At 37.1% G+C, this 24046-nt stretch carries 24 protein-coding genes; 4 read left to right on the top strand and 20 right to left on the bottom strand.

Features of this window, described 5'->3' with window-relative positions; translation table 11 throughout:
* The 7 genes from TASI_RS03970 to TASI_RS03940 form a co-directional block, all read right to left on the bottom strand.
* Positions 1-1032 carry an ABC transporter substrate-binding protein gene (locus TASI_RS03970; RefSeq protein WP_014111476.1) on the bottom strand — a complete coding sequence of 344 codons (1032 nt, stop codon included), beginning with the start codon at positions 1030-1032 and terminating at the stop codon, positions 1-3.
* A 73-nt stretch (positions 1033-1105) separates the two neighbouring features.
* The gene (truA, locus tag TASI_RS03965) at positions 1106-1912 is read right to left on the bottom strand and encodes a tRNA pseudouridine(38-40) synthase TruA (protein ID WP_014111475.1); all 807 of its coding nucleotides are present in this window, start codon (positions 1910-1912) and stop codon (positions 1106-1108) included.
* Positions 1912-3033 carry an aspartate-semialdehyde dehydrogenase gene (asd, locus tag TASI_RS03960; RefSeq protein ID WP_014111474.1) on the bottom strand — a complete coding sequence of 374 codons (1122 nt, stop codon included), beginning with the start codon at positions 3031-3033 and terminating at the stop codon, positions 1912-1914. The genes truA and asd overlap by 1 nt, the downstream gene beginning before the upstream one ends.
* An 8-nt stretch (positions 3034-3041) precedes the next feature.
* Positions 3042-4130: a 3-isopropylmalate dehydrogenase gene (gene leuB, locus TASI_RS03955; RefSeq protein WP_014111473.1), complete on the bottom strand. Its 1089-nt coding sequence runs from the start codon at positions 4128-4130 to the stop codon at positions 3042-3044.
* Positions 4123-4770, bottom strand: coding sequence for a 3-isopropylmalate dehydratase small subunit (leuD, locus tag TASI_RS03950; protein ID WP_014111472.1), 648 nt, complete (start codon positions 4768-4770; stop codon positions 4123-4125). Before leuD ends, leuB begins: the two co-directional genes overlap by 8 nt.
* 11 nt (positions 4771-4781) lie before the next feature.
* Positions 4782-6203, bottom strand: a complete 1422-nt coding sequence (gene leuC / locus TASI_RS03945; protein ID WP_014111471.1) for a 3-isopropylmalate dehydratase large subunit — start codon at positions 6201-6203, stop codon at positions 4782-4784.
* On the bottom strand, positions 6196-6627 hold the full coding sequence (locus TASI_RS03940; protein ID WP_044978043.1) for a DUF2069 domain-containing protein: 432 nt from the start codon (positions 6625-6627) through the stop codon (positions 6196-6198). The genes leuC and TASI_RS03940 overlap by 8 nt, the downstream gene beginning before the upstream one ends.
* A gap of 60 nt (positions 6628-6687) precedes the next feature.
* Here TASI_RS03940 and TASI_RS03935 point away from each other — a divergent pair, with 60 nt between their 5' ends.
* Complete coding sequence (locus TASI_RS03935; RefSeq protein WP_014111469.1) at positions 6688-8031, top strand: YihY family inner membrane protein; 1344 nt, start codon at positions 6688-6690, stop codon at positions 8029-8031.
* Here the strand turns inward: TASI_RS03935 and yfaE are convergent.
* From yfaE to TASI_RS03915, 5 genes are all read right to left on the bottom strand, one after another.
* Positions 8002-8265 carry a class I ribonucleotide reductase maintenance protein YfaE gene (yfaE, locus tag TASI_RS07795; RefSeq protein WP_081462454.1) on the bottom strand — a complete coding sequence of 88 codons (264 nt, stop codon included), beginning with the start codon at positions 8263-8265 and terminating at the stop codon, positions 8002-8004. The genes TASI_RS03935 and yfaE overlap by 30 nt on opposite strands.
* A 1-nt stretch (position 8266) precedes the next feature.
* A complete protein-coding gene (gene nrdB / locus TASI_RS03930) occupies positions 8267-9400 on the bottom strand; it encodes a class Ia ribonucleoside-diphosphate reductase subunit beta (RefSeq protein WP_014111468.1) in 1134 nt (377 codons plus the stop codon).
* A 23-nt stretch (positions 9401-9423) separates the two neighbouring features.
* A complete protein-coding gene (gene nrdA / locus TASI_RS03925) occupies positions 9424-11700 on the bottom strand; it encodes a class 1a ribonucleoside-diphosphate reductase subunit alpha (RefSeq protein WP_014111467.1) in 2277 nt (758 codons plus the stop codon).
* 252 nt (positions 11701-11952) lie between these two features.
* The gene (dusA, locus tag TASI_RS03920; RefSeq protein ID WP_014111466.1) at positions 11953-12933 is read right to left on the bottom strand and encodes a tRNA dihydrouridine(20/20a) synthase DusA; all 981 of its coding nucleotides are present in this window, start codon (positions 12931-12933) and stop codon (positions 11953-11955) included.
* Complete coding sequence (locus tag TASI_RS03915) at positions 12930-14696, bottom strand: chloride channel protein (protein WP_014111465.1); 1767 nt, start codon at positions 14694-14696, stop codon at positions 12930-12932. Before TASI_RS03915 ends, dusA begins: the two co-directional genes overlap by 4 nt.
* 72 nt (positions 14697-14768) lie before the next feature.
* Between TASI_RS03915 and TASI_RS03910 the strand changes: the two genes are divergently transcribed.
* Positions 14769-15749 carry a homoserine kinase gene (locus tag TASI_RS03910; RefSeq protein WP_014111464.1) on the top strand — a complete coding sequence of 327 codons (981 nt, stop codon included), beginning with the start codon at positions 14769-14771 and terminating at the stop codon, positions 15747-15749.
* A gap of 6 nt (positions 15750-15755) precedes the next feature.
* Positions 15756-16523: a BPSS1780 family membrane protein gene (locus tag TASI_RS03905; RefSeq protein WP_014111463.1), complete on the top strand. Its 768-nt coding sequence runs from the start codon at positions 15756-15758 to the stop codon at positions 16521-16523.
* Positions 16524-16538: 15 nt separating this feature from the next.
* Here the strand turns inward: TASI_RS03905 and TASI_RS03900 are convergent, their stop codons facing one another.
* The 7 genes from TASI_RS03900 to orn are packed head-to-tail and all read right to left on the bottom strand — an operon-like array spanning position 16539 to position 22628.
* The gene (locus TASI_RS03900; protein WP_014111462.1) at positions 16539-17468 is read right to left on the bottom strand and encodes an electron transfer flavoprotein subunit alpha/FixB family protein; all 930 of its coding nucleotides are present in this window, start codon (positions 17466-17468) and stop codon (positions 16539-16541) included.
* A complete protein-coding gene (locus tag TASI_RS03895) occupies positions 17468-18217 on the bottom strand; it encodes an electron transfer flavoprotein subunit beta/FixA family protein (protein ID WP_014111461.1) in 750 nt (249 codons plus the stop codon). The genes TASI_RS03900 and TASI_RS03895 overlap by 1 nt, the downstream gene beginning before the upstream one ends.
* An 18-nt stretch (positions 18218-18235) precedes the next feature.
* Positions 18236-18814, bottom strand: coding sequence for a CDP-diacylglycerol--glycerol-3-phosphate 3-phosphatidyltransferase (pgsA, locus tag TASI_RS03890; protein ID WP_014111460.1), 579 nt, complete (start codon positions 18812-18814; stop codon positions 18236-18238).
* 3 nt (positions 18815-18817) lie between these two features.
* Positions 18818-20641, bottom strand: coding sequence for an excinuclease ABC subunit UvrC (gene uvrC, locus TASI_RS03885; RefSeq protein WP_014111459.1), 1824 nt, complete (start codon positions 20639-20641; stop codon positions 18818-18820).
* Entirely contained in the window at positions 20607-21665 is a 1059-nt protein-coding gene (nagZ, locus tag TASI_RS03880; protein WP_014111458.1) for a beta-N-acetylhexosaminidase, read from the bottom strand. Before nagZ ends, uvrC begins: the two co-directional genes overlap by 35 nt.
* A gap of 1 nt (position 21666) precedes the next feature.
* On the bottom strand, positions 21667-22080 hold the full coding sequence (acpS, locus tag TASI_RS03875; RefSeq protein ID WP_014111457.1) for a holo-ACP synthase: 414 nt from the start codon (positions 22078-22080) through the stop codon (positions 21667-21669).
* A gap of 2 nt (positions 22081-22082) precedes the next feature.
* On the bottom strand, positions 22083-22628 hold the full coding sequence (gene orn / locus TASI_RS03870) for an oligoribonuclease (protein ID WP_014111456.1): 546 nt from the start codon (positions 22626-22628) through the stop codon (positions 22083-22085).
* A gap of 39 nt (positions 22629-22667) precedes the next feature.
* On the opposite strand from orn, the gene rsgA reads away from it, so the two are divergent.
* Entirely contained in the window at positions 22668-23588 is a 921-nt protein-coding gene (gene rsgA, locus TASI_RS03865; protein ID WP_044978041.1) for a ribosome small subunit-dependent GTPase A, read from the top strand.
* Here rsgA and rplS read toward each other — a convergent pair whose 3' ends face one another.
* On the bottom strand, positions 23589-23969 hold the full coding sequence (gene rplS / locus TASI_RS03860; protein ID WP_014111454.1) for a 50S ribosomal protein L19: 381 nt from the start codon (positions 23967-23969) through the stop codon (positions 23589-23591). It lies immediately after the preceding gene.
* Between the last annotated feature and the right edge of the window lie 77 nt (positions 23970-24046).

Below are 24046 nucleotides of genomic sequence, written 5' to 3'. Positions count from 1 at the left end.
TTATTTTGCTAAGTCCTTAGCGTGTTTGTAGCTTTCAGGAAGAGTTAATCCTAATTCGCTAAGAGTTTTTGAGTTATAAAATGGGCTTGATTCTGAAATCTCAGGAATTGGAATTTCTACAGCTTTTTTCCCTTCGATGATAGAAGCTGCCATCTTACCTGTAGTTTTTCCAAGAGCAACATAATCTAGGCCTTCAGCCGCAACTAAACCTAAAGTAACTTGCTCTTGCTCAGATCCGAAGTAAGGAATTTTTGCTTCTTTTGCCTTTTCAATAATAACCTGCATATTTTGAACAACCATGTTATCGGTCAAATTTGTCAATGCATCCACTTTTGAAATCAAAGCCTGAGCAGCCAATGGCACGTCCCCTGCGTTTGTAATTGCTTGAGTCACAATTTCAAATCCATATTCAGGTGCTAATGATTCATAGATTTTGATTGAAGCTAAAGAATTATCCTCTGCAGTATTGTACATAATACCTATCTTTTTAGCTTCAGGTAAAAATGCCCTAATCATCGCAAGCTGTTGTTTAATTGGAAGACGATCATTTGTTCCTGTAACACCTTCCTTATTTGATCCATCCTCATTTTGAAGCTTCGCTAAAATAGGGTCAGTCACAGCATTGAAAATAACTGGAATATTACTTTTACGACCTTCGTTATATGCTGCCTGAGCCGCTGGAGTGGCAATGCCCACGATTAAATCAGCCTTATTGCTCGCAAAATTTTGAACAATTTGGTTTGTAAGTCCAGTATCTGCTTGTGCAACTTGATAGTCAATTTCAATGTTTTTACCGTCTTCATATCCAGCTTCTTTTAGGCCCAAAAGGAAGCCATCATGACAGTTTTTCAATGACGCATGTTCAGCAAATTGCACTACACCAATTTTAAATTTTTTCGCTGGTGCTTCAGTATTTGTTGAAGATGACTCTGATGATGTTGATGTGTTGGATTTCTCTCCGCATGCCACGATAGCACTTGTAGCTATCAATGCCATTAGTAATTTCGTGACTCTTTTATTTAATACGTTCATTTTCAATTAATCCCTAAAATTTAATAATAATAAGAGTGAATTTTTATTCTAATCAATTTTTTTAATATGTCTACTAAATTGAATAAATGATGCTTTGAAATGAATGATTAGGGTCAAAATTTTGTGGTATATCGTACTTATCAGGATAATCTACGCATGCAAAATATAAACCATCTGGCATAAAAGTTGGTGCAGAAAACTTTCTGTCTTTAGCATCGATTAATTCACTTATATATTCCGCCTTAAAACGACCCATGCCCACATATAACAAAGCTCCGATAATATTTCGAACCATATGATGCAGAAAGCCATTTGCTCGAAGTGTAAAAATCAGAAATGGTCCCTTTGCTTCAAGCTTAAGCGTGTCTAGGGAACGAATAGGACTTGAGGCTTGGCATTGAGATGACCTAAAGCTTGAAAAATCGTGCGTACCAATAAAACTTTGGGTGGCAATGTTCATGCCTTCAATATCAAGATTATGAAAATCCCAACCTGCCCTACCACTCCAAATAGGCGACAGAACCCTCTCATTTCTTAATAGATAAACATAGGTTCTGTGCGTAGCTGAAAAACGTGCACTAAACTCATCTGGTACTTCTTGAGCCCATCTTACTCTAATAGAATCTGGTAAATGAGCGTTTACTCCTCTAACCCAGGACTCCAGTTCTCTTGAAACTTCTGTATCAAAATGCACAACTTGTCCAATAGCATGAACACCAGTATCGGTTCTACCTGCACAAATTGTATTTACTTTATGATTTGTAAATTTAAAGAGAGCAGCTTCAAGAAAATCTTGAATAGTTAAACCATTTGGTTGAGTTTGCCAACCTTGATAATCCCGTCCATCATAGGAGATTCCTAAAGCAACTCTAGAAGACATTACGAGTTTTTAAAGTCTAGAATAATATTTAGCATGCGTCTAAGTGGTTCGGCCGCCCCCCAAAGTAATTGGTCTCCAACAGTAAATGCCGATATATATGTAGGTCCCATATTTAATTTTCTAATACGTCCCACAGGAATATCTAAAGTACCCGACACAGCTACTGGTGTTAGTTTTTGAATGGTTTCCTCTTTATTATTAGGAATAAACTTAGACCATTCAGTAGAATTAGAAATAATAGATTCGATATCCTCAATAGGAATATCTTTGTTAAGCTTAAACGTAAGTGCTTGGCTATGTGATCTCATAGCCCCAATTCTTACACATAAGCCATCAATAGGAATAATCGCATCTCCAGAGCGACCCAAGATTTTATTAGTCTCAACTTGAGCCTTCCACTCTTCACGAGACTGACAATTTTCTAATTGTGTATCAATATATGGAATTAGATTTCCTGCTAATGGAACGGCAAACTGTGTAGTATCTAAGCCACCTCTTTGTTTAGTTAAAACTTGCTTATCGATTTCTAAAATTGCAGATGCTGGATCATCAAGCAAATTTTTTACTTCAGAATTAAGATCTCCAAATTGAGTGAGCAATTCTCTCATATGCTTAGCACCTCCTCCAGAAGCGGCTTGATAAGTCATTGAGGTCATCCACTCCACCAAGCCTTCTTTAAATAGGCCTGCCAATCCCATAAGCATACAACTAACAGTGCAATTACCGCCAGTAAATAACTTACCTCCATTATGTAGGGCTTTATCAATTACATCACGATTAACGGGGTCCAAAACAATAACGGAACTATCATCCATCCTAAGTGCACTAGCTGCATCAATCCAGTATCCATTCCATCCATTATTACGAAGCATTGGATAAATCTCTTTTGTGTAATCCCCACCCTGACATGTCAGAATCACAGGTAATTTTGATAATGCGTCGATAGATTTGGCATCTTCAAGAGGACCAGCATTAGACCAACTTGGAGCATCTCCACCTGGGTTGCTTGTAGAAAAAAATACTGGATTTATCCTATCAAAATCACCCTCATCTCTCATCCTTTGCATAAGGACAGAGCCAACCATACCACGATAACCAATAATTCCTACGTCTAATTTCATATTGTTCCTTATTGTTTTGTAAGTTGATTAATTACAGCATCACCCATTTCAGAAGTGCTTACACGTTTTAGATTATTTGAATCACTCAATATATCTACAGTCCTATATCCCTCAGCTATGACCCCAGCAACAGCACTCTCTATTCTTTTTGCTTGTTCCTCCAAGCCAAAGCTATATCTAAGCATAAGAGCTGCTGACAATATAGTGGCTAAAGGATTGGCCACATTTTTTCCTGCAATATCAGGAGCTGACCCATGACTTGGTTCATATAGACCTTGAGAACTAGCATTTAAAGATGCCGATGGCAACATTCCAATCGATCCAGTGAGCATAGAGGCTTCATCTGAAAGAATATCTCCAAATAAATTTCCTGTAAGAATAACATCGAACTCCTTAGGTGCCCTCACTAATTGCATAGCCGCATTATCGATATACATATGCGAAAGTGAAACATCTGGATATTCTTTGGCTACTTCAATAACAATATCTCTCCATAACTGAGATGTTTCTAGTACATTTGCTTTATCTACGGAGCATAATTTTTTGTTTCTTAGTTTAGCTGTTTTAAAAGCAATATGAGCGATTCGTCTTATCTCACCCTCGCGATAGCACATAGTGTCAAAGCCTTCACGCTCACCAGCAAACTCACCTTCAGGAATTTCTCTTAACCCTCTAGGTTTTCCGAAATATACATCTCCAGTTAGCTCACGAATAATTAATATATCTAGCCCAGAAACGATCTCAGGTTTAAGAGTTGAGGCATCTGACAACTCAGGATATAAGAAAGCTGGTCTAAGATTTGCAAAAAGACCAAGGTTTTTTCTAAGCCAAAGAATCGCTTGTTCAGGCCGAAATTCCCTCTCTAAAGAATCATATTTCCAGTCTCCAACAGCACCAAATAAAACTGCTTTAGAGCGTTTTGCAAGATCTAAAGTTTGCTTTGGAAGAGGATATCCAGAAATATCATAAGCTGCACCGCCTACTGGCTGCTCCTCAAAAACCAAATCTAAATCCAAACTTTTAAGTACCCGAACAGCTTGAGTTACAATCTCAGGGCCAATTCCATCCCCTGGCAATACAGCTACTAAATTATCCATGCATACCTCTTAGCCAAGAATGCTCAGTTAAACGATTTTGTTCAAATGATTTAATCTTTTCAGTTTTGTTTAGAGTGATTCCAATATCATCTAGGCCATTCAATAGACAATATTTTCTGAATTCATCTATTTCAAAATTAATTTCGCAACCATTAGGCTTAATGATTTTTTGGTTTTCTAAATCAACGGTCAATGTATACCCTACTTGCTCAGAAACTTCCTTAAATAATTCATCAACAATATTCGCATCCAATTTAATTAGTAACAAACCATTTTTAAAACTATTGTTATGAAAAATATCAGCAAAAGTAGAGCCGATAATTACTCTAAACCCATTTTGCAACAAAGCCCATGGTGCATGTTCGCGAGAGGAGCCACATCCAAAATTGCTTTTTACTAAAAGAATGCTTGCATCCTTATATCTTGGAAAATTCAAAACAAAATCAGGATTTAGTGGTCTTGAAGAATTGTCCATTCCTGGTTCGCCGTGATCTATATATCTTAGTTCATCAAATGCATTAGGACCAAACCCAGTCCTTGAGATTGATTTAAGGAACTGTTTTGGAATAATTAAATCGGTATCAACATTTTCCCTATCCAAAGGAACAACTAGACCTTTATGTTTAGTAAACACTTGCATATCTCACTCCTTTAGATTTGAGAGTTTAAATTTTTAAAATCACGGATATCCACGAAATGTCCAGCAATTGCTGCAGCCGCAGCCATTGCAGGGCTTACGAGATGAGTGCGCCCTCCATGCCCCTGACGTCCTTCGAAATTCCTATTTGAGGTAGATGCACAGCGTTCTTGAGGAGATAATCTATCGTTATTCATAGCAAGACACATAGAGCATCCTGGCGATCTCCATTCAAAGCCAGCATCAGTAAAAACTTTATCTAGTCCCTCTTTTTCCGCTTGTTCTTTCACAAGACCAGAGCCTGGCACGACCATAGCTAATTTAATATTGCTGGCAATGCGTTTGCCTTTTACTACCTCTGCTGCACTTCGAATATCTTCTATTCGACTATTCGTACAGGACCCAATAAAGACTTTATCAATAAAAATATCAGTTATTTTTTGATTCGGCTCTAAGCCCATATATTCCAAAGCTCTGGCAATGCCCTGTGATTTTGTTAAATCAGATTCATCCGACGGGTTTGGAACTTGATCCCCTACTCCGAGTACCATTTCAGGAGAAGTACCCCATGTCACTTGAGGTACTACCTTAGTAGCATCTATTTTGATAACTTTATCAAAATGAGCACCTTCATCTGAATTTAGTGTTTTCCAATATTCAACCGCCATATCCCAATCCGCTCCCTTAGGGGCAAATGGTTTGTTTTTAAAATAATCAATCGTTTTATCGTCTACAGCCACTAAACCTGATCTAGCTCCCGCTTCAATGGCCATATTGCAAATCGTTAATCTAGACTCAATAGATAGATCGCTAATGGTAGAACCTGCAAATTCAATTGCATAACCTGTACCACCAGCTGTTCCAATTTGACCAATAATATATAAAATCAAATCCTTTGATGTACAGCCATCTGGAAGCTTACCATCAACACGAATAAGCATATTTTTATCTTTAGTTTTAATCAAAGTCTGAGTGGATAATACATGTTCAACTTCAGAAGTACCAATTCCAAATGCCAATGCCCCAATCGCCCCGTGAGTACTAGTATGCGAATCACCACAAACGACTGTCATTCCTGGTAATGTAGCTCCCTGCTCAGGTCCAACCACATGAACAATACCGTTTCTTATATCATTTACGTCGAAAAAAGTAATATCAAAGGCTTCGCAATTTTTTCTAAGCGTATCCACTTGTAATTTGGCAATGGGCTCGTCTATCCCCATTTTTATATTTTTTGTAGGTATGTTATGGTCCACTACCGCAAGATTTGCCTCAATTCTCCAAGGCTTACGATTGTTTAATCTCAAGCCCTCGAAAGCTTGCGGGCTAGTCACTTCGTGCAGAAGCTGTCTATCAATATAAATAAGAGAGGTACCATCATCAGAATTACTCACTACGTGAGCATCCCATAATTTATCGTATAAAGTTTTATTCATTTGTACTCCTTATTTTTTTCTTATGAGCTTTGAACGCTTGCTTAGCTGGTCTTAAATATATAAGAGAAAATATGAAAATTCCCGTAGCTAATAAAAATTCTATCAAACCGAGTAATTTAGATGTTTCTGTAGTATCCGACATCATTCTGACAATGCCTTCCATTACATATAACAGAATTACTAAGGATAGCCATTGCAATAAATATATATCCCCTTTATATGTGCCATACAGCAAAAAAAATAGTGGCATAATTTTTAAAACATATAAACTGCCGCCTGGCAACAATGGATCAAACCACAACTCCCACAGAACGTTTAAGAGAATAAGTGCAGATAAAAGTATGAATATTATTTTCTTTGTTAATTTGTTCTGAGGGTTATTCACTAAATTAAAATGGCTTAAAGTCAAAATGTAATTTTCCATTTTAATCTAAATTATTCCTAAGATTGTTATACTTACACAATGTTATATTTAGGGGTAAGTATGTCAGACCTTATAGATGAAGATGAACAATTAGAAGACATTCAAGATGCTCATGAACTTCAAGAGCATAGCAGTCTTGAAGACAAGAAATCTAAAAAATCATTTAAAGAAACTGTTTCATACATCTACAATAGAGTTCTTAAAGAAAATATAACTCAAGTTGCTGGCACTCTTACTTACACAACTGTACTTGCTGTAGTCCCATTATTAGCTGTTATTCTCTCACTATTCACAGCTTTTCCTATGTTTCACACCATACAGGGTGATCTCCAAACTTACATGACAAGCAATCTTATGCCTGAGAGTTTATCTGATCAAATAATGAATTATTTAAATCAGTTTGCTGAAAGTGCAAGAGGTATGACTGTTGTTGGTTCAGTTTTCCTAGTCATAACCTCCATTATGCTTATGAAAACTATAGATGAAGTATTAAATAAAATGTTTAGAGTTACTAAACAAAGGCCACTATGGATTCGAATTCTTATATATTGGGCTGTATTATCTGTAGGCCCATTTGTGTTTGGAGCAAGCATATGGGCAAGCACTTATGTTACTAGAGCTAAGCTTGGCGTTGGTATGGATTTAAGTGTTATACAAAACCTATTTGGTACTATTTTTCCATTTATTTTGTCTTTTATTTCTTTCTCATTGATTTATAAAATCGTTCCAAATAGACAAGTTCATTGGAAAGATGCACTGATTGGCGGAGCTACTTCAGCTTTGCTATTTGAAGGACTGAAATTCGGATTTACATACTATATAACTAAATTTCCCTCTTACACCCTGATATACGGTACCTTTGCCACCATACCATTATTCTTATTATGGATTTATATTTCATGGATTATCATACTCGCTGGAGCCTTATTGGTAGCTCTACTTCCACAACTTAGGTATGGTTTTGATTACACATACAACAAAATCGGTGCCGATTTCACACAATCGGTAAGGATTTTAAGACTATTAAATAATTCAAGAAACGACAATCCCCCGGGAAAAAGCACCAACACAATTGTTCATGAAGTCCATGGAGAAATTGCACATACTCTTATGCTTTTAGATAAGTTAAAAACTTTGGGATATATTGTAAATACAGACGGCAAGCGTTCTGAACGATGGGTTATAGCTAGTGATTATGATATGGACATGTCCAAACTTAAGGATATGTTTCTTCTGAATAAATCAATTAATGATAAGGTTGATAACAATATGAAAAAACAGATGGCCCGTCTAATACTCGATGAGCATGTAACACTTGGCGAATTAATACCATCAAATACACGAAATGAAAGCCTACCAACAAAGCAAAATTTACTAATCTCTGATATCAGTACTACAGTCTAAAATCACTGATCCTTTAGCTTTACAACAACAAGGTAGAATTTCGTCAGGACCTATGTAAGCAAGAGGGTCTATTAAATAATCAACCTCACCAGTTATTATTTTTGTTCTACATGTGCCACAAAACCCCGAACGGCAATGGCTTGGAACATTGTGACCTGTTCGTTCCAAGCTCTCTAATAGCGTCTCGTTTTCAAACGTATGAAAGCCAAGGCTTTCAGTAATTACATAGGCCATCCTATAGATCGTCGGCGCTCAATTCATCGATATCCAGATTAGAATCTACTTGACCAACAAGATAAGAAGTAAGCTCAACCTCCTGAGGTGCAACTTGAACATTATCCGAAGTTAGCCATGTATTAATCCATGGAATAGGATTTTGTTTAGAATTCGGAAAGGCCTCCCTCAATCCAACAGCAAGCATTCGAATATTTGTGATGTATTCAACATATTGGATTAGTATGTCTTTATTTAACCCAATCATAGAACCATCTTTAAATAAATACTCAGCCCAAGCTTTTTCTTGTTCAGCAGCATTTTTAAATAACTCAAAACACTCTTCATTTAACTCTTTAGCAATAACAGCCATTTCTGGATCATCTTCTCCAGAACGCATTATATTGAGCATATGTTGAGTACTTGTAAGGTGAAGTGCTTCATCGCGTGCAATAAGTTTTATGATTTTTGCGTTACCTTCCATAAGTTTGCGTTCTGCAAATGCAAATGAACATGCGAAACTTACATAAAATCTAATGGCCTCCAAAACATTAACTGCCATTAAGCAAAGATAAAGACGTTTCTTAAGCTCAGTAATACTCACTTCAACTTCTTTGCCGTTTATGTTGTGAGTACCTTCGCCGAACAATTCATAATACTGAGTTAGTTCAATTAAATTGTCGTAGTATTTGGAAATGTCTTTGGCTCTCTCTAGAATATGTTTATTTCGAACAATATCATCAAAGATAGAGCTAGGATCGACTGATATATTTCTAATGATATGTGTATAGGATCTAGAGTGAATAGTTTCAGAAAAAGACCAGGTTTCAATCCAAGTTTCAAGTTCGGGTATAGAGACCAGGGGTAAAAAGGCAACATTAGGACTTCTGCCTTGAATCGAATCCAAAAGAGTTTGATATTTTAGATTGCTAATAAATATATGTTTTTCATGCTCTGGTAGACCTGCATAATCAATACGATCTTGTGAGACATCAATCTCCTCTGGTCTCCAGAAAAAAGACAATTGCTTTTCGATTAATTTTTCAAAAATTTCATATTTTTGCTGATCATATCGAGCAACATTTACGGGTTGACCAAAAAACATAGGCTCTTTTAAAGCATTGTTTGGTGTTTGGCAAAATGTACTATATTTCATAATTTTCCTCTATGTGCATGCCTTTAGATTTTGCATGCCCCTCCAGCACAATCATCTTCTTTTGCAGTATCTTGAATATCATCAGATCCATCCCTAGTGTTGTGATAGTACAGAGTTTTAATTCCGTACTTATAGGCTTTAAGAAGGTCCTTAATTAATTGTTGCATAGGGACTAAGCCATTTGGGAATTTTTTAGGATCATAGTTAGTGTTTGCTGATATAGACTGATCAACGAATTTCTGCATAATACCTACGATTTGGAAATAACCTTCCATATTAGGTAACTGCCATAAAGTTTCGTATTTATCTTTAAGTTCTTTATATTCTGGAACTATTTGTTTTAGGATTCCATCCTTTGATTGTTTTACGGTTATTAAACCTCTAGGAGGTTCGATTCCATTGGTAGCATTAGAAATTTGACTAGAAGTCTCAGACGGCATAAGTGCTGTTAAAGTGGAATTTCTAAGACCATTTTTCATAATCTCAACTCGTAACGTTTCCCAATCTAAATGCAAAGTTTCATCACAAAATTGATCTATCGATTTTTTGTATGTATCAATCGGCAATAGCCCTTGAGAATATTTAGTCTCGTTAAATGCTGGGCAAGGACCAAACTCTTTAGCCAAATTCATAGAAGCTTTCAATAAATAATACTGAATAGCTTCAAATGTTCTATGTGTCAAAGCATTCCCGCTACCGTCAGAGTATTTTGCATTGTTTTTAGCTAGATAGTATGCAAAATTAATAACACCCACGCCAAGAGAGCGGCGGTTCATAGTACTAATTTGTGCAGCTTTAATTGGATAATCCTGATAATCCAATAAGGCATCTAAGGCACGTACAACCAAATCGGCTAAGTGTTCAAGTTCCTCTAAATTTTCAATCGCACCAAGATTAAACGCAGATAAAGTGCATAAAGCAATCTCACCTTTGACATCATTGATATCATCTAGTGGTTTTGTTGGCAATGTAATCTCTAAGCAAAGATTACTTTGTCTGATAGGGGCCTTTTTAGAGTCAAAAGCACTATGTGTATTGCAGTGATCTACATTTTGTATATAGATACGTCCCGTGCTAGCCCTCTCCTGCATAAGCATAGAGAACAAATCATTAGATTTAACCTGACGTTTGCGTATGCTAGGATCTTGCTCGTATTTTGTATAAAGTTTTTCGAATAATTCTTGATCTTCGAAAAAGGCATCATATAAGCCAGGAACATCAGAAGGAGAAAATAAAGTAATATTTTGCCCTTTAACCAACCTTTCATACATCAGTTTGTTGAGCTGAACACCATAATCCATATGACGTACACGATTGGCTTCTACACCGCGATTATTTTTAAGTACTAATAAGGATTCAACTTCAAGATGCCATATTGGATAAAAAAGAGTAGCAGCACCTCCGCGCACACCCCCTTGAGAGCAGCATTTAACAGCAGTTTGAAAATGTTTATAAAATGGGATGCACCCTGTATGTCTAGCCTCTCCGCCACGAATAGGACTTCCCTCAGCCCTAATTCGACCTGCATTTATACCTATTCCAGCTCTTTGAGAAACATATCGAACAATTGCAGAGCTTGTAGCATTAATTGAATCTAGACTATCCCCGCACTCAATTAATACGCATGAACTAAATTGCCTTGTTGGAGTTCTAACCCCAGCCATAATTGGGGTTGGCAATGATATCTTATAAGTCGATGTAGCATCGTAGAACTCTTTTATATATTTAAGCCTAGTTTCTTTTGGATATTTTGCAAATAAGCAAGCGGCCACTAATAAATATAAAAATTGTGGAGTTTCGTAGATATCCCCGTTTACTCGATTTTGAACAAGGTATTTACCTTGCATCTGCATAACAGCAACATATGAAAAATCCCAATCCCTATCGTGCACAAGATAACCATTCATCTCATCAAACTCTTCTTTAGAGTAATCTGTGAGAAGGTTTTTATCGTATACCCCTTTTTCGACCAATTTGGAAACATGGTCATATAAGTGAGGAGGCACATGATCTCCATAAGCCTTTTTGCGTATATGAATCATCGCAAGACGAGCTGCTAAAAACTGATAATCTGGCGTTTCTGTTGAAATTAAGTCTGCAGCTGCTTTAATGATTGTCTCTTGTATATCTTGAGTCTGTATACCATCATAAAATTGAATTTGAGAATTTAATTCAACTTGTGATGTGGATACATTTTCTAAACCTTTTGCGGCCCAGTCGATAACGCGGTGGATTTTCTCAAGGTCGATAGGCTCAGAGCGCCCATCACGCTTGATAACGGAGATGGTGTTAGTGTTCATAAATAGTCCAGCAAAGATTTTACAGGACTAAATATAGACTCTTAGTAAAATCTATATTTAGTATTGTTTAAGTGCTCAAGGCACAATATATAGTATCTAAATAAATTAAATCTCTCAAGTCAAGATAAAATTTGATCGCCTTAATAGGACCTTGATATATCTTACTTTCCTAGCAAACCTACTATGAATAAAAATTTGTAGTTTTTTTGATTAAACTCAAATGTAATAGCACTTTATTACAAGTAACAAACATTAACAAAATGGGTCGAAAGCTTTTGAAATTACAGAAATATCATTTGACCTAAGATTTTTAGGGTCAGACAAAAGTTGCCTAAACCTTCTAGCTCCCTTCAATCCATTCATAAGTCCTAAAACAGGATTGACCACTTCTCTAAGGTTACCCCCTCTCCCGATATTTAGTAAGGCATATTCAATAAGTGAATCTCTAATAAATTTAAAATCTAAGCTAGTATCATTTCCAAATATATGGGTGGCAATGTCTCCGAATACCCTCGGTTCATGCCAAGCCAGTCTACCAATCATGATCCCATCAAATTCATGAGCAAGCCGTATCGCATCATCAAAATTTGAAATTCCGCCGTTTAAAACAAAATTTGCATCAGGAAAATCTGCTTTGAGCTTATTAACGTAATCATATTTTAGAGGAGGAATTTTTCGATTATCTTTAGGGCTTAAGCCACTTAGGATTGCATTTCTTGCATGAGTGACAAACTCCCTACAACCTACATCATATAGCTTTGATACAAAGTTAAAAGTAAAACCATAGTCATTATGATTGTCTACGCCTAAACGGTGTTTAATACTAATTGGCAAGGAGCATGACTCAGACATTGCCACCCAACAATCTGCTACCAATTCAGGCTCAAGCATCAAACATGCACCGAAAGCCCCCTTTTGCACACGTTCAGATGGGCAGCCACAATTTAAATTTACTTCGTCATAACCCCATTCTTCTGCAAGCTTAGTGCAGTGGGCCAATTCCTTAGGAACGCTGCCTCCAAGCTGAAGTGCAACCGGATGCTCCACTGTATTAAAGTCTAAGTGTCTTGGTATATCCCCATAAATCAGTGCACCAGTAGTAACCATTTCTGTATATAGGAGTGCTTGTGGGGCTAAAAGTCTATGAAAATAGCGGCAATGTTTATTCGTAACGTCAAGCATTGGTGCGACCGATAAACGCCTGCCCTTAGATAATTTAGAATTTTTATTCATCTGCGGATATCTACGGATTTACTTCCACGTCTGTCTTCAATTTTCTTAATTTCTGATAATTTTCTCAATAAATCAGATTTGTATACTAGGCCTACTAACTTAGGCTTCTCACTATAGTCTACTACTGGAAGACGCTCGCCATTATAGGAGAAAAATCTGTTTTGTACTTCATCAAGATTCATATCCAATTGCAAAGGGTCTACAAAACTTCTTTGAACAAAATCCGCTGGTATAGGCTCATCTAATGGGCTACTAGACATGATTCCATGGGTTAAATTTTTGTTGGTTAGTATGCCTAAATATTCTTGATCTTCACCGATAACAAATACATTTTTTACCCCAGTATTTGCGAATATTTCAAGGGCCTCTCTAAGAGTTTGTGTTGGGTTTACTGTTGTATCTACTGGGCTTAAAAGATTTCTAACTTTTAGTTGTGAAATTCTTAAGCTTACTAGGTCTTGTTTTTCACGTTTACTTGTAATGCCAAACATTACTGTACCAGTAAAGAGCCTAGAGATATAAAAAGAGATTACCGATGCAAAAATTAATGGGGCTGCAATCTGAAGGCTATTAGTCATCTCCATTAGTAAAACTATAGCTACTATAGGTGCAGATGTTCCAGCTGTTAAAAACGCCCCCATTCCAACTAAAACAAAAACCGGAGTGAAATGCAATACACTAGGTTCTATTAATGCAAATGCATGAGTAAGAATCATAGCCGTACTAGCACCAATAAACATAATTGGCGTAATCACACCACCTACGGCACCGGAGCCCACACTTACACTAGTCGAAATCAATTTAATGATTAGAATCAAAATAAGTGATTCGATAATCCACGAATCATCTAACATAAATGAGTGAATTAAGGTATCACCCTTACCTGCAGCTGAAGGCTCAATTAAAAATATACAGCCTAATAGAAAACCAGCTAAAGCCATACGTATAGGCAAAATCATGCCTGTTTTTGCGTAAAGGTCACGAGTTAGAGATAAAAGTTTTAAGAATAATGGTGCACCAAAACCAGAGAATATTCCTATCACTATTGATAGTAACAACTCAAATTCACCAACCAGATATATAGGTGGAAGCTGATAGAGCCAAGGTTCGTAACCCAAGATGGTGATTGTTATATAAGCAGAAGATGAGGCTATAAGTAATGGAGCAAGTACGTGACTGGCCATGCTTCCAAGAACAATCTCTGCAATAAATAAGGCCCCAGCAATAGGTGCAAAATATGCTGCAGACACACCAGCTGCCGCACCACATGCAACAAGCATTCGTAAATAATTGCCTTCAATTTCATTCACTCTACCTAATGCCGATCCAACCATTGAAGAAAGATGAATAATAGGACCTTCACGACCTAATGACCAACCCGTAGCTGAAACGCTTAGAGCGGAACCAATACGCAACAAGCCTTGTCTTATTGATAAATGACCATTTCCTATTGCAACTGCTTCCATATAATCGGAGTTAGCATCAACTTTTATTTTCGAAGCAAAATATAGCCCCAAACCACCAATTAGACCGCCTAATGTAGGTATTAATAATTTTTCCCAAATGTTCCAATTTGAAGCAATTTGTACAACATCACCATATACATTTGAATGCAGTGTTTGAAGTAGTTTCACGCATTCATGAAATGCTACAGTTGTAAGCCCGCCGCTTACACCTAAAATTGCTGCCCATAATATAATGGCAGGTTCAGAGAAGAGTTGAACTTTATTAAATAAATTTGAATAACTAAATTTGAATCGCACTTTGACTCAGTGGGTTTAAGACTTACTTTGCTAAAATGAAACCTATTTTAGCAATCTAGCAATATTATATCTATGGCTGTATTTACCGCTATTACACGCAAAGAATTAGAAAAATTTATTAGCGAATACGAAATTGGAATTTTAAATAAATTCGAAGGTATATCTGCTGGAATTGAGAATTCAAATTTTTTTGTTGAGACGAGCACAGGATCTTATGTGTTGACCATATTTGAAGTGCTTAAATTTACTCAACTGCCCTACTATATTGAGTTTATGCTCCACTTAGCAAACAAAGGTGTAGCTGTGCCTAAACCTCAAAGGACTAAAGCTGGAGAACTTATTTCAAATATAAAAGGGAAGCCAGCTATTATTGCCACAAAGCAAGGTGGAAAACATATAACCGAGCCTACTCGGAGGCATTGCCACATAGTAGCTAAAGCTCAAGCTCAAATGCATATTGCTTCTAAGGATTTTAAATTCAAACAGAACAATCTGCGAGGCCTATCTTGGTGGGAGGAAGTTTGGCCCTCAATTAAACCATTTTTAAATGAATCTCAAATTTCTCTTTATGAACAAGCACTTTCAATTCAAAAAGAGATTCAAAATTCTTATAAATGGAAAGAGGTAATTCCGCGAAGTGCATGTCACTGCGATTTGTTTAGGGATAATGTTCTAATTATTAATCCAGATTCAGACACTTGCACTGTCGGCGGCATTATCGATTTTTATTTTTCAGGGGATGACGCCCTAATTTTTGATTTAGCCGTGGCTATAAATGATTGGTGTATAGATAGGACTACGGGGGATTTAATTCCAGAATTGGCTAAGGAGTGGATTGATTCATATGCTTCAATCAGACCAATAACAAGCGATGAAGTGGATCTTTGGCCATATGCCCTTCAAGCAGCGGCCCTCAGATTTTGGACTTCAAGACTTTATGATTTATTTCTACCTCGAGATGCAGAAAATCTCAAACCTCACGACCCAACTCACTTTGAGAAAATTTTAAAAAAACGTCTATTTAACAAGGAAATTTCACTATCACTCTTTTAATCAAAAATGAACAAAAATTTTAATGTTTATAGTATTAAATCTGGATTCAAATGGTTAGCTGAAGGCTTTTATATTGCTGCTACTAACCCATTTTCATTTATAGCTCTAAATTTTTTGATAACCATTGTTTTACTATTCTTTATGTTCTCCGGAACAATAATGTTTGTATCATTTCTTATTGCAGTAATTCAGATGATTTACTTTAATGCCTCGTACAGCATATACAAAAATAAAAAAATGGTATGGGCTGATTTATTTAAGAAACTAACTACGAAAAATGCCATTCAAGGATTCATATTTATTGGACTTTTATATATAGGGTCATTGTATATAGTAGGCATTTTGAACGATAGTATTTTCATTCAAGCAAATACTCTAATGTCTGAAGGCTATGTACCTAAGGACTTTTTTACAAGAAATCTCTCAAGATTGGTTTCACCAATTCTTATGGCTTACTTGATTTTCGTATTCTTTTTATGGATACCTGTTCTAACAGCTTGGGAAGATATGGATTTTATAGAGGCTTTAAAACTCTCGTTTAAGGGGACGTTACAAAACTTTCTTCCTCTAACATTAATGTTTATGTTGATTATTGGTATCAACATAACATTGACTATAGTACTAGTTAATACGCCCTATTCGTGGATTATTGAACTATCAGCTCTTTTCCTAATGTTATTTTTAAATATTCTTGTATACGTTGCATCCTTTGCAGCTTATAAAGATATATTTATGAAAAAACCCATCACTACTTCCGTAGTAGATGGGTCTTAATAGGAATAAGGAGAATTAAAGAGAAGCGTTTAGTTGTGGGATAATTTCAAATAAATCCCCAACTAGACCATAATCAGCAATATTGAAGATTGGTGCCTCAGGGTCCTTATTTATAGCAACGATCACTTTTGAATCTTTCATGCCCGCAAGATGCTGGATAGCTCCTGAGATTCCGACAGCTATATAAAGTTGTGGGGCCACGATTTTCCCAGTCTGACCAACTTGAAGGTCATTAGGAGCAAATCCCATATCAACGGCTGCACGTGAAGCACCTACTGCAGCACCTAACTTATCTGCAAGGTCATAAAGCATCTGAAAGTTTTCTGCACTTCCTAAAGCTCTACCGCCAGAGATAACAATTTTTGCATCTGAGAGTTCTGGACGTTCACTTTTAGTCATCTCTTGAGATATGAATTTTACGCGAGCATCAGCCTCAACTGCTTGCAAACTTTCTACAGAAGCAGAACCTCCAGTGGCTTGTACCGCATCAAATGCAGTTGAACGAACAGTTAATACAACTTTTGGCTCAGTTGTTTGAACAGTTGCTATAGCATTTCCGGCGTAAATCGGTCTCTCAAATGTTTGGGCATCAAGCACCGCCGTAATTTCTGATACCTGAGGAATATCAAGATTTGCAGCCACTCTTGGTGCAGTGCTTTTTCCTACAGAGCTAGCTGAAAAAAGAATATGAGAATAAGAATCAGCAATAGATATAACTTGTTTGCTTAAATTTTCCGCTAACAAATTCGCTAATGAATCCCCATCTGCAATCAAAACTTTAGAGATTCCTTGAATTTGCGAAGCTTCTGAAGATACAGATTCAACGCCCTTTCCTGCAATAAGCAAATCAATTTCGCTTGATATTTTTTGAGCGGCAGCGATGGTAGATAAAGTAGATGGTTTAAGGGTGCCTTGCTCGAAATCCGCTACAACTAATACTTTCATTAAATCACCTTTTTCTCATTTCTTAATTTGTCAACTAAAGTGGCTACGTCTGGGAGTATCTCTCCTCCCGAACGATTAGCAGGTTCAGTAACCTTAATTGTTTTAACTTTAGGCGTAACATCAACAGATAATTCTGCAGGAGTCAATTTATCGATCGGCTTTTTCTTAGCTTGCATAATTTTAGGTAGAGTAGCAAACCGTGGTTCATTTAAGCGTAAATCCACAGTAATTACCGCTGGCAAAGCAATCTCTAATGTTTCAAGCCCACCATCTATTTCACGTGTAACTACTGCCTTATCGTCCGATAGTTCTATTTTGCTTGCGAATGTAGCTTGAGGCCAATCAAGTAAAGCAGCTAACATTTGACCAGTTTGATTTGAATCATCATCGATAGCCTGTTTGCCTAATAAAATTAGTTTTACATCTTCTTTAGTAGCAACTTCCTTCAGAAGTTTAGCGATTCCTAGTGGTTGAACATCTTCGTTTGTTTCTACTAAAACGCCCCTATCTGCTCCCATGGCCATAGCTGAGCGAAGCTGATCCTGAGCTTGAGCGATACCCACAGTAACAGCAACGATTTCGGAAACTTTTCCCGCCTCTTTAAGTCGTGAAGCTTCTTCAACAGCTATCTCGTCAAAAGGGTTCATAGACATTTTTAAATTTTCTGTATCAACTGCAGAGTTATCCGATTTAACTCTAACTTTAATATTGAAATCGACTACCCTTTTTACAGGGACTAAAACTTTCATTTAATACTCCTAGCAAATTTAATTGTTAGTTTTCATAATTGGCCATGCAGCTTTAAGATAAACCCACATGGAGACAATAGTTAAAATTGTGGCACAAATTATTAAAACCTGCCCTACATAATGAATCCAATGATAACCAAAAGAGTCTAAAAGTAACATAGGGATTGCCATCATTTGAGTTGCAGTCTTCCATTTACCCAATGAATTCACGGCAACCTTATCTCTTGCATTTCTTTGGGCCATCCACTCCCTTAGGGCCGATACAATGATCTCTCTGGCAATGATCACGAATACGATCAGTACTGATACTCTCCCTAAAAATAACAAAATAAGCAATGCCGCACAAACCATAAGCTTATCTGCGACTGGATCTAGAAACGCTCCGAAAGATGTAGTTTGATTCCATTTGCGAGCAAGATAACCATCAAGATAATCAGTTAGAGAGGCAATGACAAATAAAGCCGTAGCAATTGAGTCGCGGATCATAAAAGAGGATTGATTCGTCCCAAACCAACCAATTGGTAGGACATAGCAAAGCAAAAACAATGGGATAAAATACACTCGCATCCACGTGAGAGCCATTGGTATATTTTTCATAAATTACCTTAGAGCATAATAAATTTTTTCGGCTATCTCACGAGAGATACCATCCACAGACTGTAAGTCTGCAATACTAGCATTACACACCTCTGTAAACCCACCAAATCTCGCAAGAAGCTTTTGACGCCGCTTAGGACCGACCCCATCAATATCCTCAAGTCTGGATACATTGCGCTGCTTAGCACGACGTGAACGCATACCCGTAATCGCAAAGCGATGTGCTTCATCACGAATAGAGGCTATAAGCATCAAGGCCATCGATTGTACCCCAAGTTCAAGCGGAGCTCTTCCATCAACAAAATGAAGTGTCTCAAGGCCCACTTTACGCCCCTCTCCCTTTGCGACCCCTACAATTTTACTTAAATCTAGTCCCAAGTCCTCAAACACTCGCTTAGCCACACCAATTTGCCCCTTACCTCCATCGATAAGAACAATATCAGGCAAATCAACACCCTCTTTTAAAAAACTGCTATACCTGCGTGTCAAAACCTGCTCCATGGCCGCGTAATCATCGCCCTCTGTAATGCCGTGAATATTGTATCGACGATATCTTGATGATTGCATATCATGAAATTGATAAACAACACATGAGGCTTGCGTCGCCTCACCCGATGTGTGGCTTATGTCGAAGCATTCAATCGATAGTGAATTTAGTGCGTCTGGATCTGTTGCATACCCCAAAGTCTCCGCCAGTGCCAATGTCCTCTTTTCAGCCTTGGTCGATTCGTTTATTTCACGCGACAATGCTAACTGAGCATTTTTAATGGCCAGCTCAAGCCACGATTTTTGCAAAGCATTTGGCCTTGCGACAACACGTACTTTTTTATGATATTTTTCTTCAAAAATATCTATTACACCCCTATCCTTCAATTCATGTGACAACACAAGCATAGATGGAATTTCGTGACTAAGATAGTGCGAGCTTATAAACGCCTCAAGTATGGTCGATGCTTCATTTGCATTAACTTGCGTTGGAAACATGGATTTGTCTCCCAGATGCCTTCCTTTGCGTACCATGGCAAGATTTATACAAACCTTCCCTTCAATTTGTTCGATGGCAATGATATCGCAATTAATCTTTGGATTAACTTCCATAGATTGCGAATTCATAACAGTACCTAGAGCTTTAATCTGGTCCCTATAAATTGCGGCTAGCTCATAATTCATAATATCTGAAGCCATCATCATTTTGCTTTCAATATTTTTGAGAACTTCGGGAGCCTTGCCATCTAAAAAATCGATCGCATTTTTTATATCATTTTCGTATTCGTCTTTAGTTATAAATCCAGTGCAAGGGGCTGAGCAGCGCTTTATTTGGTATTGCATACAAGGTCGTGAGCGATTCTGAAAAACGCTGTCGTTACACGTTCTTAGCCTAAAAACTCTTTGGAGTACTTCAATCGTTTGCCCTACAGCATATCCATTAGGATAAGGTCCAAAGTATTTACCTGGTTTATTTGTAGCACCACGATAAAAAGATATCTGAGGAAATTCATGGGCACTAAACTTTAAAAATGGATAAGTCTTATCGTCACGAAATAGAATGTTATATCGAGGATGCAAGCTTTTAATTAGATTATTTTCGAGAATTAGTGCTTCTGATTCTGAATTCGTAATAGTATATTCAGTACGCACCACCTTAGCCATCATTAAGGCTACGCGGGGACTTTGAATGGTTTTAGCGTAATATTGACTAACTCTTTTCTTAAGATTTTTTGCCTTTCCTACATATAGAACTGTATCACTTGCATCGATATGCCTATAAACACCAGGCAAATCTGGAAGTTCTTTAAGAAAAGACTTTATCTGTTGCGGATCTTGCATTTTTATAAGCTACATTTTGCCCTAAGTTTTCCCAACTACAAACTTTATATTTGGGATAAAGTTCTTCTAATCTTCGCTCTAAATGGGGATTTTGATTAGGGTTATATCTCAAATTAGCAAGCAATTCATCGGCTAAGTCAGGCTTATTACATACCATAACCATATCACACCCTGCATCCAATGCTGCTTGACCGCGAGCTGTAATATCTCCTATATAACTTGCACCTTCCATAGTTAAGTCATCGGAAAAAATCAAACCATCGTATCCAAGCTTGCTGCGTAAAATATCTTGAATCCAAACTTTTGAGAAGCATGCATTGTGCTTATCTACCTTTTTATAAATTACATGAGCAAGCATTACTGATGGCAATACCAAGTCGCCCAGCCATTCATATGGCTTCACGTCTTCACCCAAAATTTCATCAAGTGTGCGATTATCTTCAGGTATGGCGATATGTGAATCCGCTTCTACAAAGCCATGCCCAGGAAAATGCTTCCCACAGCAAGACATTCCTGCTTTAGCTAGCCCTTGCACAAATGCACGCGATAATATCGAGACAATTTTTGGATCTCTATGAAATGACCTATCCCCTATTACCGAACTAACTCCATAATTTAAATCCAATACAGGAGTATAGGAAAAATCGACGCCACATGATAACAACTCTATAGCCATTACATATGCAGTTTCTGTGGCAATGCGTATGGCCCTTAAAGGATCTTGATCATAGATACAGCCTAGGCTAGCCATAGCTGGGATATGTGTAAACCCTTCTGTTTTGAATCGTTGAACCCTACCACCCTCATGATCAACGGTTATAAGAATCTTAGATCTACCCACTTTAGGATCTTTGGCTGCAGCCCTGGCTTCACGTATTTGAGCCGTTAATTTTTGTAACTGGCCTGGATTTTTATAATTTCTTGAAAATAAAATCATCCCACCAACAAGGGGATGCTGCAGGCGTACTCTCTCACGGTCATTTAATTCAAAACCCTCAATATCAACAATTACAGGACCTGCCATATCAAACCTTTCTCTCCAAAATTACAAATGCCATTACTATATCCGCTTCATCCGTAAGTGATACATGACCAAGCCCAAAACGCTCTTCGTACCAGGATTTCAACGGTTCACTAAAAGTTAATGAAGGCTCTCCACTTGATGCATTAAGAATTTGAACCCGAGTCCATGCCATTGGACTACGTATACCCAAACCTATAGCTTTTGAAAATGCTTCTTTTGCCGCAAATCTAGTTGCTATATATCGAATGCCTCTTTTACGATCTCTTGAATACCTACTTTTGAACACCTCTTGTTCTTGATTTCCTAAAATACGCTTTACGAATTTCTGACCAAATCGCTCGAATGTATTTTGGATGCGAGACATGTAAATAATATCGGTTCCTATACCCGCAATAGCACTTATGTTAGTTGGCAATGCTATTCCTTTATAAAATGCTCACGATAATGTTTAAGTTCTTCTATCGATTCGTAGATATCTGCTAGTGCCTCATGTTTACTTTTCTTTTTAAAGGCTTTGTAAACATCAGGTTTCCATCTTTTTGCTAATTCCTTGAAAGTTGATACGTCCACAGTTCTATAGTGCAAATATTTTTCCAGACGTGGCATATACTTGAACATAAAACGTCTGTCTTGATTCACAGAATTGCCACATAGTGGCACGGTGCCCTCGGGAATATGCTTTTTAAAAAAATCAAGTAAAGCTTCCTCTACTTGAGCCTCATTTAATTTAGAATCCTTAACCTTAGCTACTAGCCCTGATTTCGTATGAGTGGAGGTGTTCCAGTTATCCATAGAGTTTAGTAAAGCATCGTCTTGATGAATAACGTAGACTGGAGCTTCTGCTACTACAGATAAATCGTCTTCCGTTATTATTACAGCAACTTCTAATATCCTGTCGATATCTGGATTTAGGCCTGTCATCTCCATATCAAGCCATACCATACGATTTGATTTATTTGGCATTAAAATAACCTTTTCTTTAAATTCAAAATATTTTAAGCGATGAAAATGGATAATGCCATTGAGGCTCAAGTCATATCTGCATTTGGTAAAAACTTTAAAGTTAAAGCCAAATTCGAAGGTGTTGAGAAAATTTTTCATTGCTATGTTAAAGGTAAAAAATCAGGAATTTGTGTAGGTGATTTTGTTGATCTTGAATTTCCTGAGGGTGCTGATTCCGAGGAAGCGCTCATATCTAATATTCATGATAGACGAAATCTTTTATATCGCTCGGATGATATGCGATCTAAACTATTTGCATCCAATATAGATGTACTTGCAATCGTAGTAGGCGTTGAGCCTGAATTTAGTACTGATTTACTAGGCCGCTCAATAATTGCCGCATTTAGCGAAGGGATTCAACCGTTAATCATTCTAAATAAAATCGATCTAGATGGGGTTGATACCATTAGAGAGAAGCTATCTTTATATAAAAACTTAGGAATTGATATTGTAGAAACATCAAAAAAAGCCCCTAAATCTGTTATCGAATCTTTAAAGCCTTATTTTGAAGGAAAAACATCTATATTGTTTGGACAAAGTGGAATGGGCAAATCAAGTTTACTTAATATTCTTGTAAAAGAGGCTTCAGCTTTTACCCAAGAACATTCGAAGGCTTTAGGTAGCGGTAAGCATACTACCACCTCAACTCAGATGTATGAAATCTCGGATTTTGAAGGACGAATTATAGACTCACCTGGATTTCAATCATTCGGTCTTAAACACTTAAATCAAGATGAACTTTTAGATGGATTTCCAGAATTTAAAGAATTTGTTGGAAATTGTAGGTTTTATAACTGCCAACACTTAAATGAGCCTAACTGCTCTTTGTTGGAGGCAAAAGATGCAAAGAAAATCAGCCAAGAGAGATATGATTTATATACCCGCATCTTGGCTGAAATTAAAGCTCCTGAGAGATATTAATTAATTACTTTCAGTAGCTTTTCTTACTAGTTTCTCTTTAATACGAGCAGCTTTACCTGAACGATTGCGTAAGTAGTAAAGTTTTGCACGACGCACAGCACCACGACGTTTAACTTCGATTGATGCAATTTGAGGAGAATATAGTTGGAATGTACGCTCTACAGCTTCACCTGATGAAATTTTACGTACAATAAAAGCTGAATTTAATCCACGGTTTCTTTTAGCGATTACGACACCTTCATAGGCCTGAACACGTTTGCGGTTACCCTCAACTACGTTCACATTTACTACTACAGTATCGCCTGGAGCAAATTCAACTACTGGCTTATCGCCTGTAAGACGAGCAATTTCTTCTTGCTCTAAAGTTTGTAATAAGTTCATTTTTTATCCCTTAATCATCATTTATGGGTATGTTTTTCTAAAATTTTAAAATTACCCCATGTAATCTTTTAACCCAT

This window comes from Taylorella asinigenitalis MCE3, assembly GCF_000226625.1.
In the GTDB taxonomy this organism is placed as follows: Bacteria; Pseudomonadota; Gammaproteobacteria; order Burkholderiales; family Burkholderiaceae_B; genus Taylorella; species Taylorella asinigenitalis.
The sequence above is the reverse complement of the archived record's forward strand: the minus strand, read 5'-3'. Positions and strand labels throughout refer to the sequence as shown.

What these genes read in the sequence shown, in the direction of transcription:
- nrdA (WP_014111467.1), bottom strand. Translation starts at nt 11,700, where the DNA reads ATGAACACTAACACCATCTCCGTTATCAAGCGTGATGGGCGCTCTGAG.
- truA (WP_014111475.1), bottom strand. Translation starts at nt 1,912, where the DNA reads ATGTCTTCTAGAGTTGCTTTAGGAATCTCCTATGATGGACGGGATTAT.
- TASI_RS03935 (WP_014111469.1), top strand. Translation starts at nt 6,688, where the DNA reads ATGTCAGACCTTATAGATGAAGATGAACAATTAGAAGACATTCAAGAT.
- TASI_RS03940 (WP_044978043.1), bottom strand. Translation starts at nt 6,627, where the DNA reads ATGGAAAATTACATTTTGACTTTAAGCCATTTTAATTTAGTGAATAAC.
- leuD (WP_014111472.1), bottom strand. Translation starts at nt 4,770, where the DNA reads ATGCAAGTGTTTACTAAACATAAAGGTCTAGTTGTTCCTTTGGATAGG.
- pgsA (WP_014111460.1), bottom strand. Translation starts at nt 18,814, where the DNA reads ATGAAAAATATACCAATGGCTCTCACGTGGATGCGAGTGTATTTTATC.
- TASI_RS03895 (WP_014111461.1), bottom strand. Translation starts at nt 18,217, where the DNA reads ATGAAAGTTTTAGTCCCTGTAAAAAGGGTAGTCGATTTCAATATTAAA.
- dusA (WP_014111466.1), bottom strand. Translation starts at nt 12,933, where the DNA reads ATGAATAAAAATTCTAAATTATCTAAGGGCAGGCGTTTATCGGTCGCA.
- TASI_RS03910 (WP_014111464.1), top strand. Translation starts at nt 14,769, where the DNA reads ATGGCTGTATTTACCGCTATTACACGCAAAGAATTAGAAAAATTTATT.
- TASI_RS03900 (WP_014111462.1), bottom strand. Translation starts at nt 17,468, where the DNA reads ATGAAAGTATTAGTTGTAGCGGATTTCGAGCAAGGCACCCTTAAACCA.
- nagZ (WP_014111458.1), bottom strand. Translation starts at nt 21,665, where the DNA reads ATGGCAGGTCCTGTAATTGTTGATATTGAGGGTTTTGAATTAAATGAC.
- yfaE (WP_081462454.1), bottom strand. Translation starts at nt 8,265, where the DNA reads ATGGCCTATGTAATTACTGAAAGCCTTGGCTTTCATACGTTTGAAAAC.
- rplS (WP_014111454.1), bottom strand. Translation starts at nt 23,969, where the DNA reads ATGAACTTATTACAAACTTTAGAGCAAGAAGAAATTGCTCGTCTTACA.
- nrdB (WP_014111468.1), bottom strand. Translation starts at nt 9,400, where the DNA reads ATGAAATATAGTACATTTTGCCAAACACCAAACAATGCTTTAAAAGAG.
- orn (WP_014111456.1), bottom strand. Translation starts at nt 22,628, where the DNA reads ATGCCAAATAAATCAAATCGTATGGTATGGCTTGATATGGAGATGACA.
- leuC (WP_014111471.1), bottom strand. Translation starts at nt 6,203, where the DNA reads ATGAATAAAACTTTATACGATAAATTATGGGATGCTCACGTAGTGAGT.
- TASI_RS03970 (WP_014111476.1), bottom strand. Translation starts at nt 1,032, where the DNA reads ATGAACGTATTAAATAAAAGAGTCACGAAATTACTAATGGCATTGATA.
- asd (WP_014111474.1), bottom strand. Translation starts at nt 3,033, where the DNA reads ATGAAATTAGACGTAGGAATTATTGGTTATCGTGGTATGGTTGGCTCT.
- TASI_RS03905 (WP_014111463.1), top strand. Translation starts at nt 15,756, where the DNA reads ATGAACAAAAATTTTAATGTTTATAGTATTAAATCTGGATTCAAATGG.
- leuB (WP_014111473.1), bottom strand. Translation starts at nt 4,130, where the DNA reads ATGGATAATTTAGTAGCTGTATTGCCAGGGGATGGAATTGGCCCTGAG.
- rsgA (WP_044978041.1), top strand. Translation starts at nt 22,668, where the DNA reads ATGAAAATGGATAATGCCATTGAGGCTCAAGTCATATCTGCATTTGGT.
- uvrC (WP_014111459.1), bottom strand. Translation starts at nt 20,641, where the DNA reads ATGCAAGATCCGCAACAGATAAAGTCTTTTCTTAAAGAACTTCCAGAT.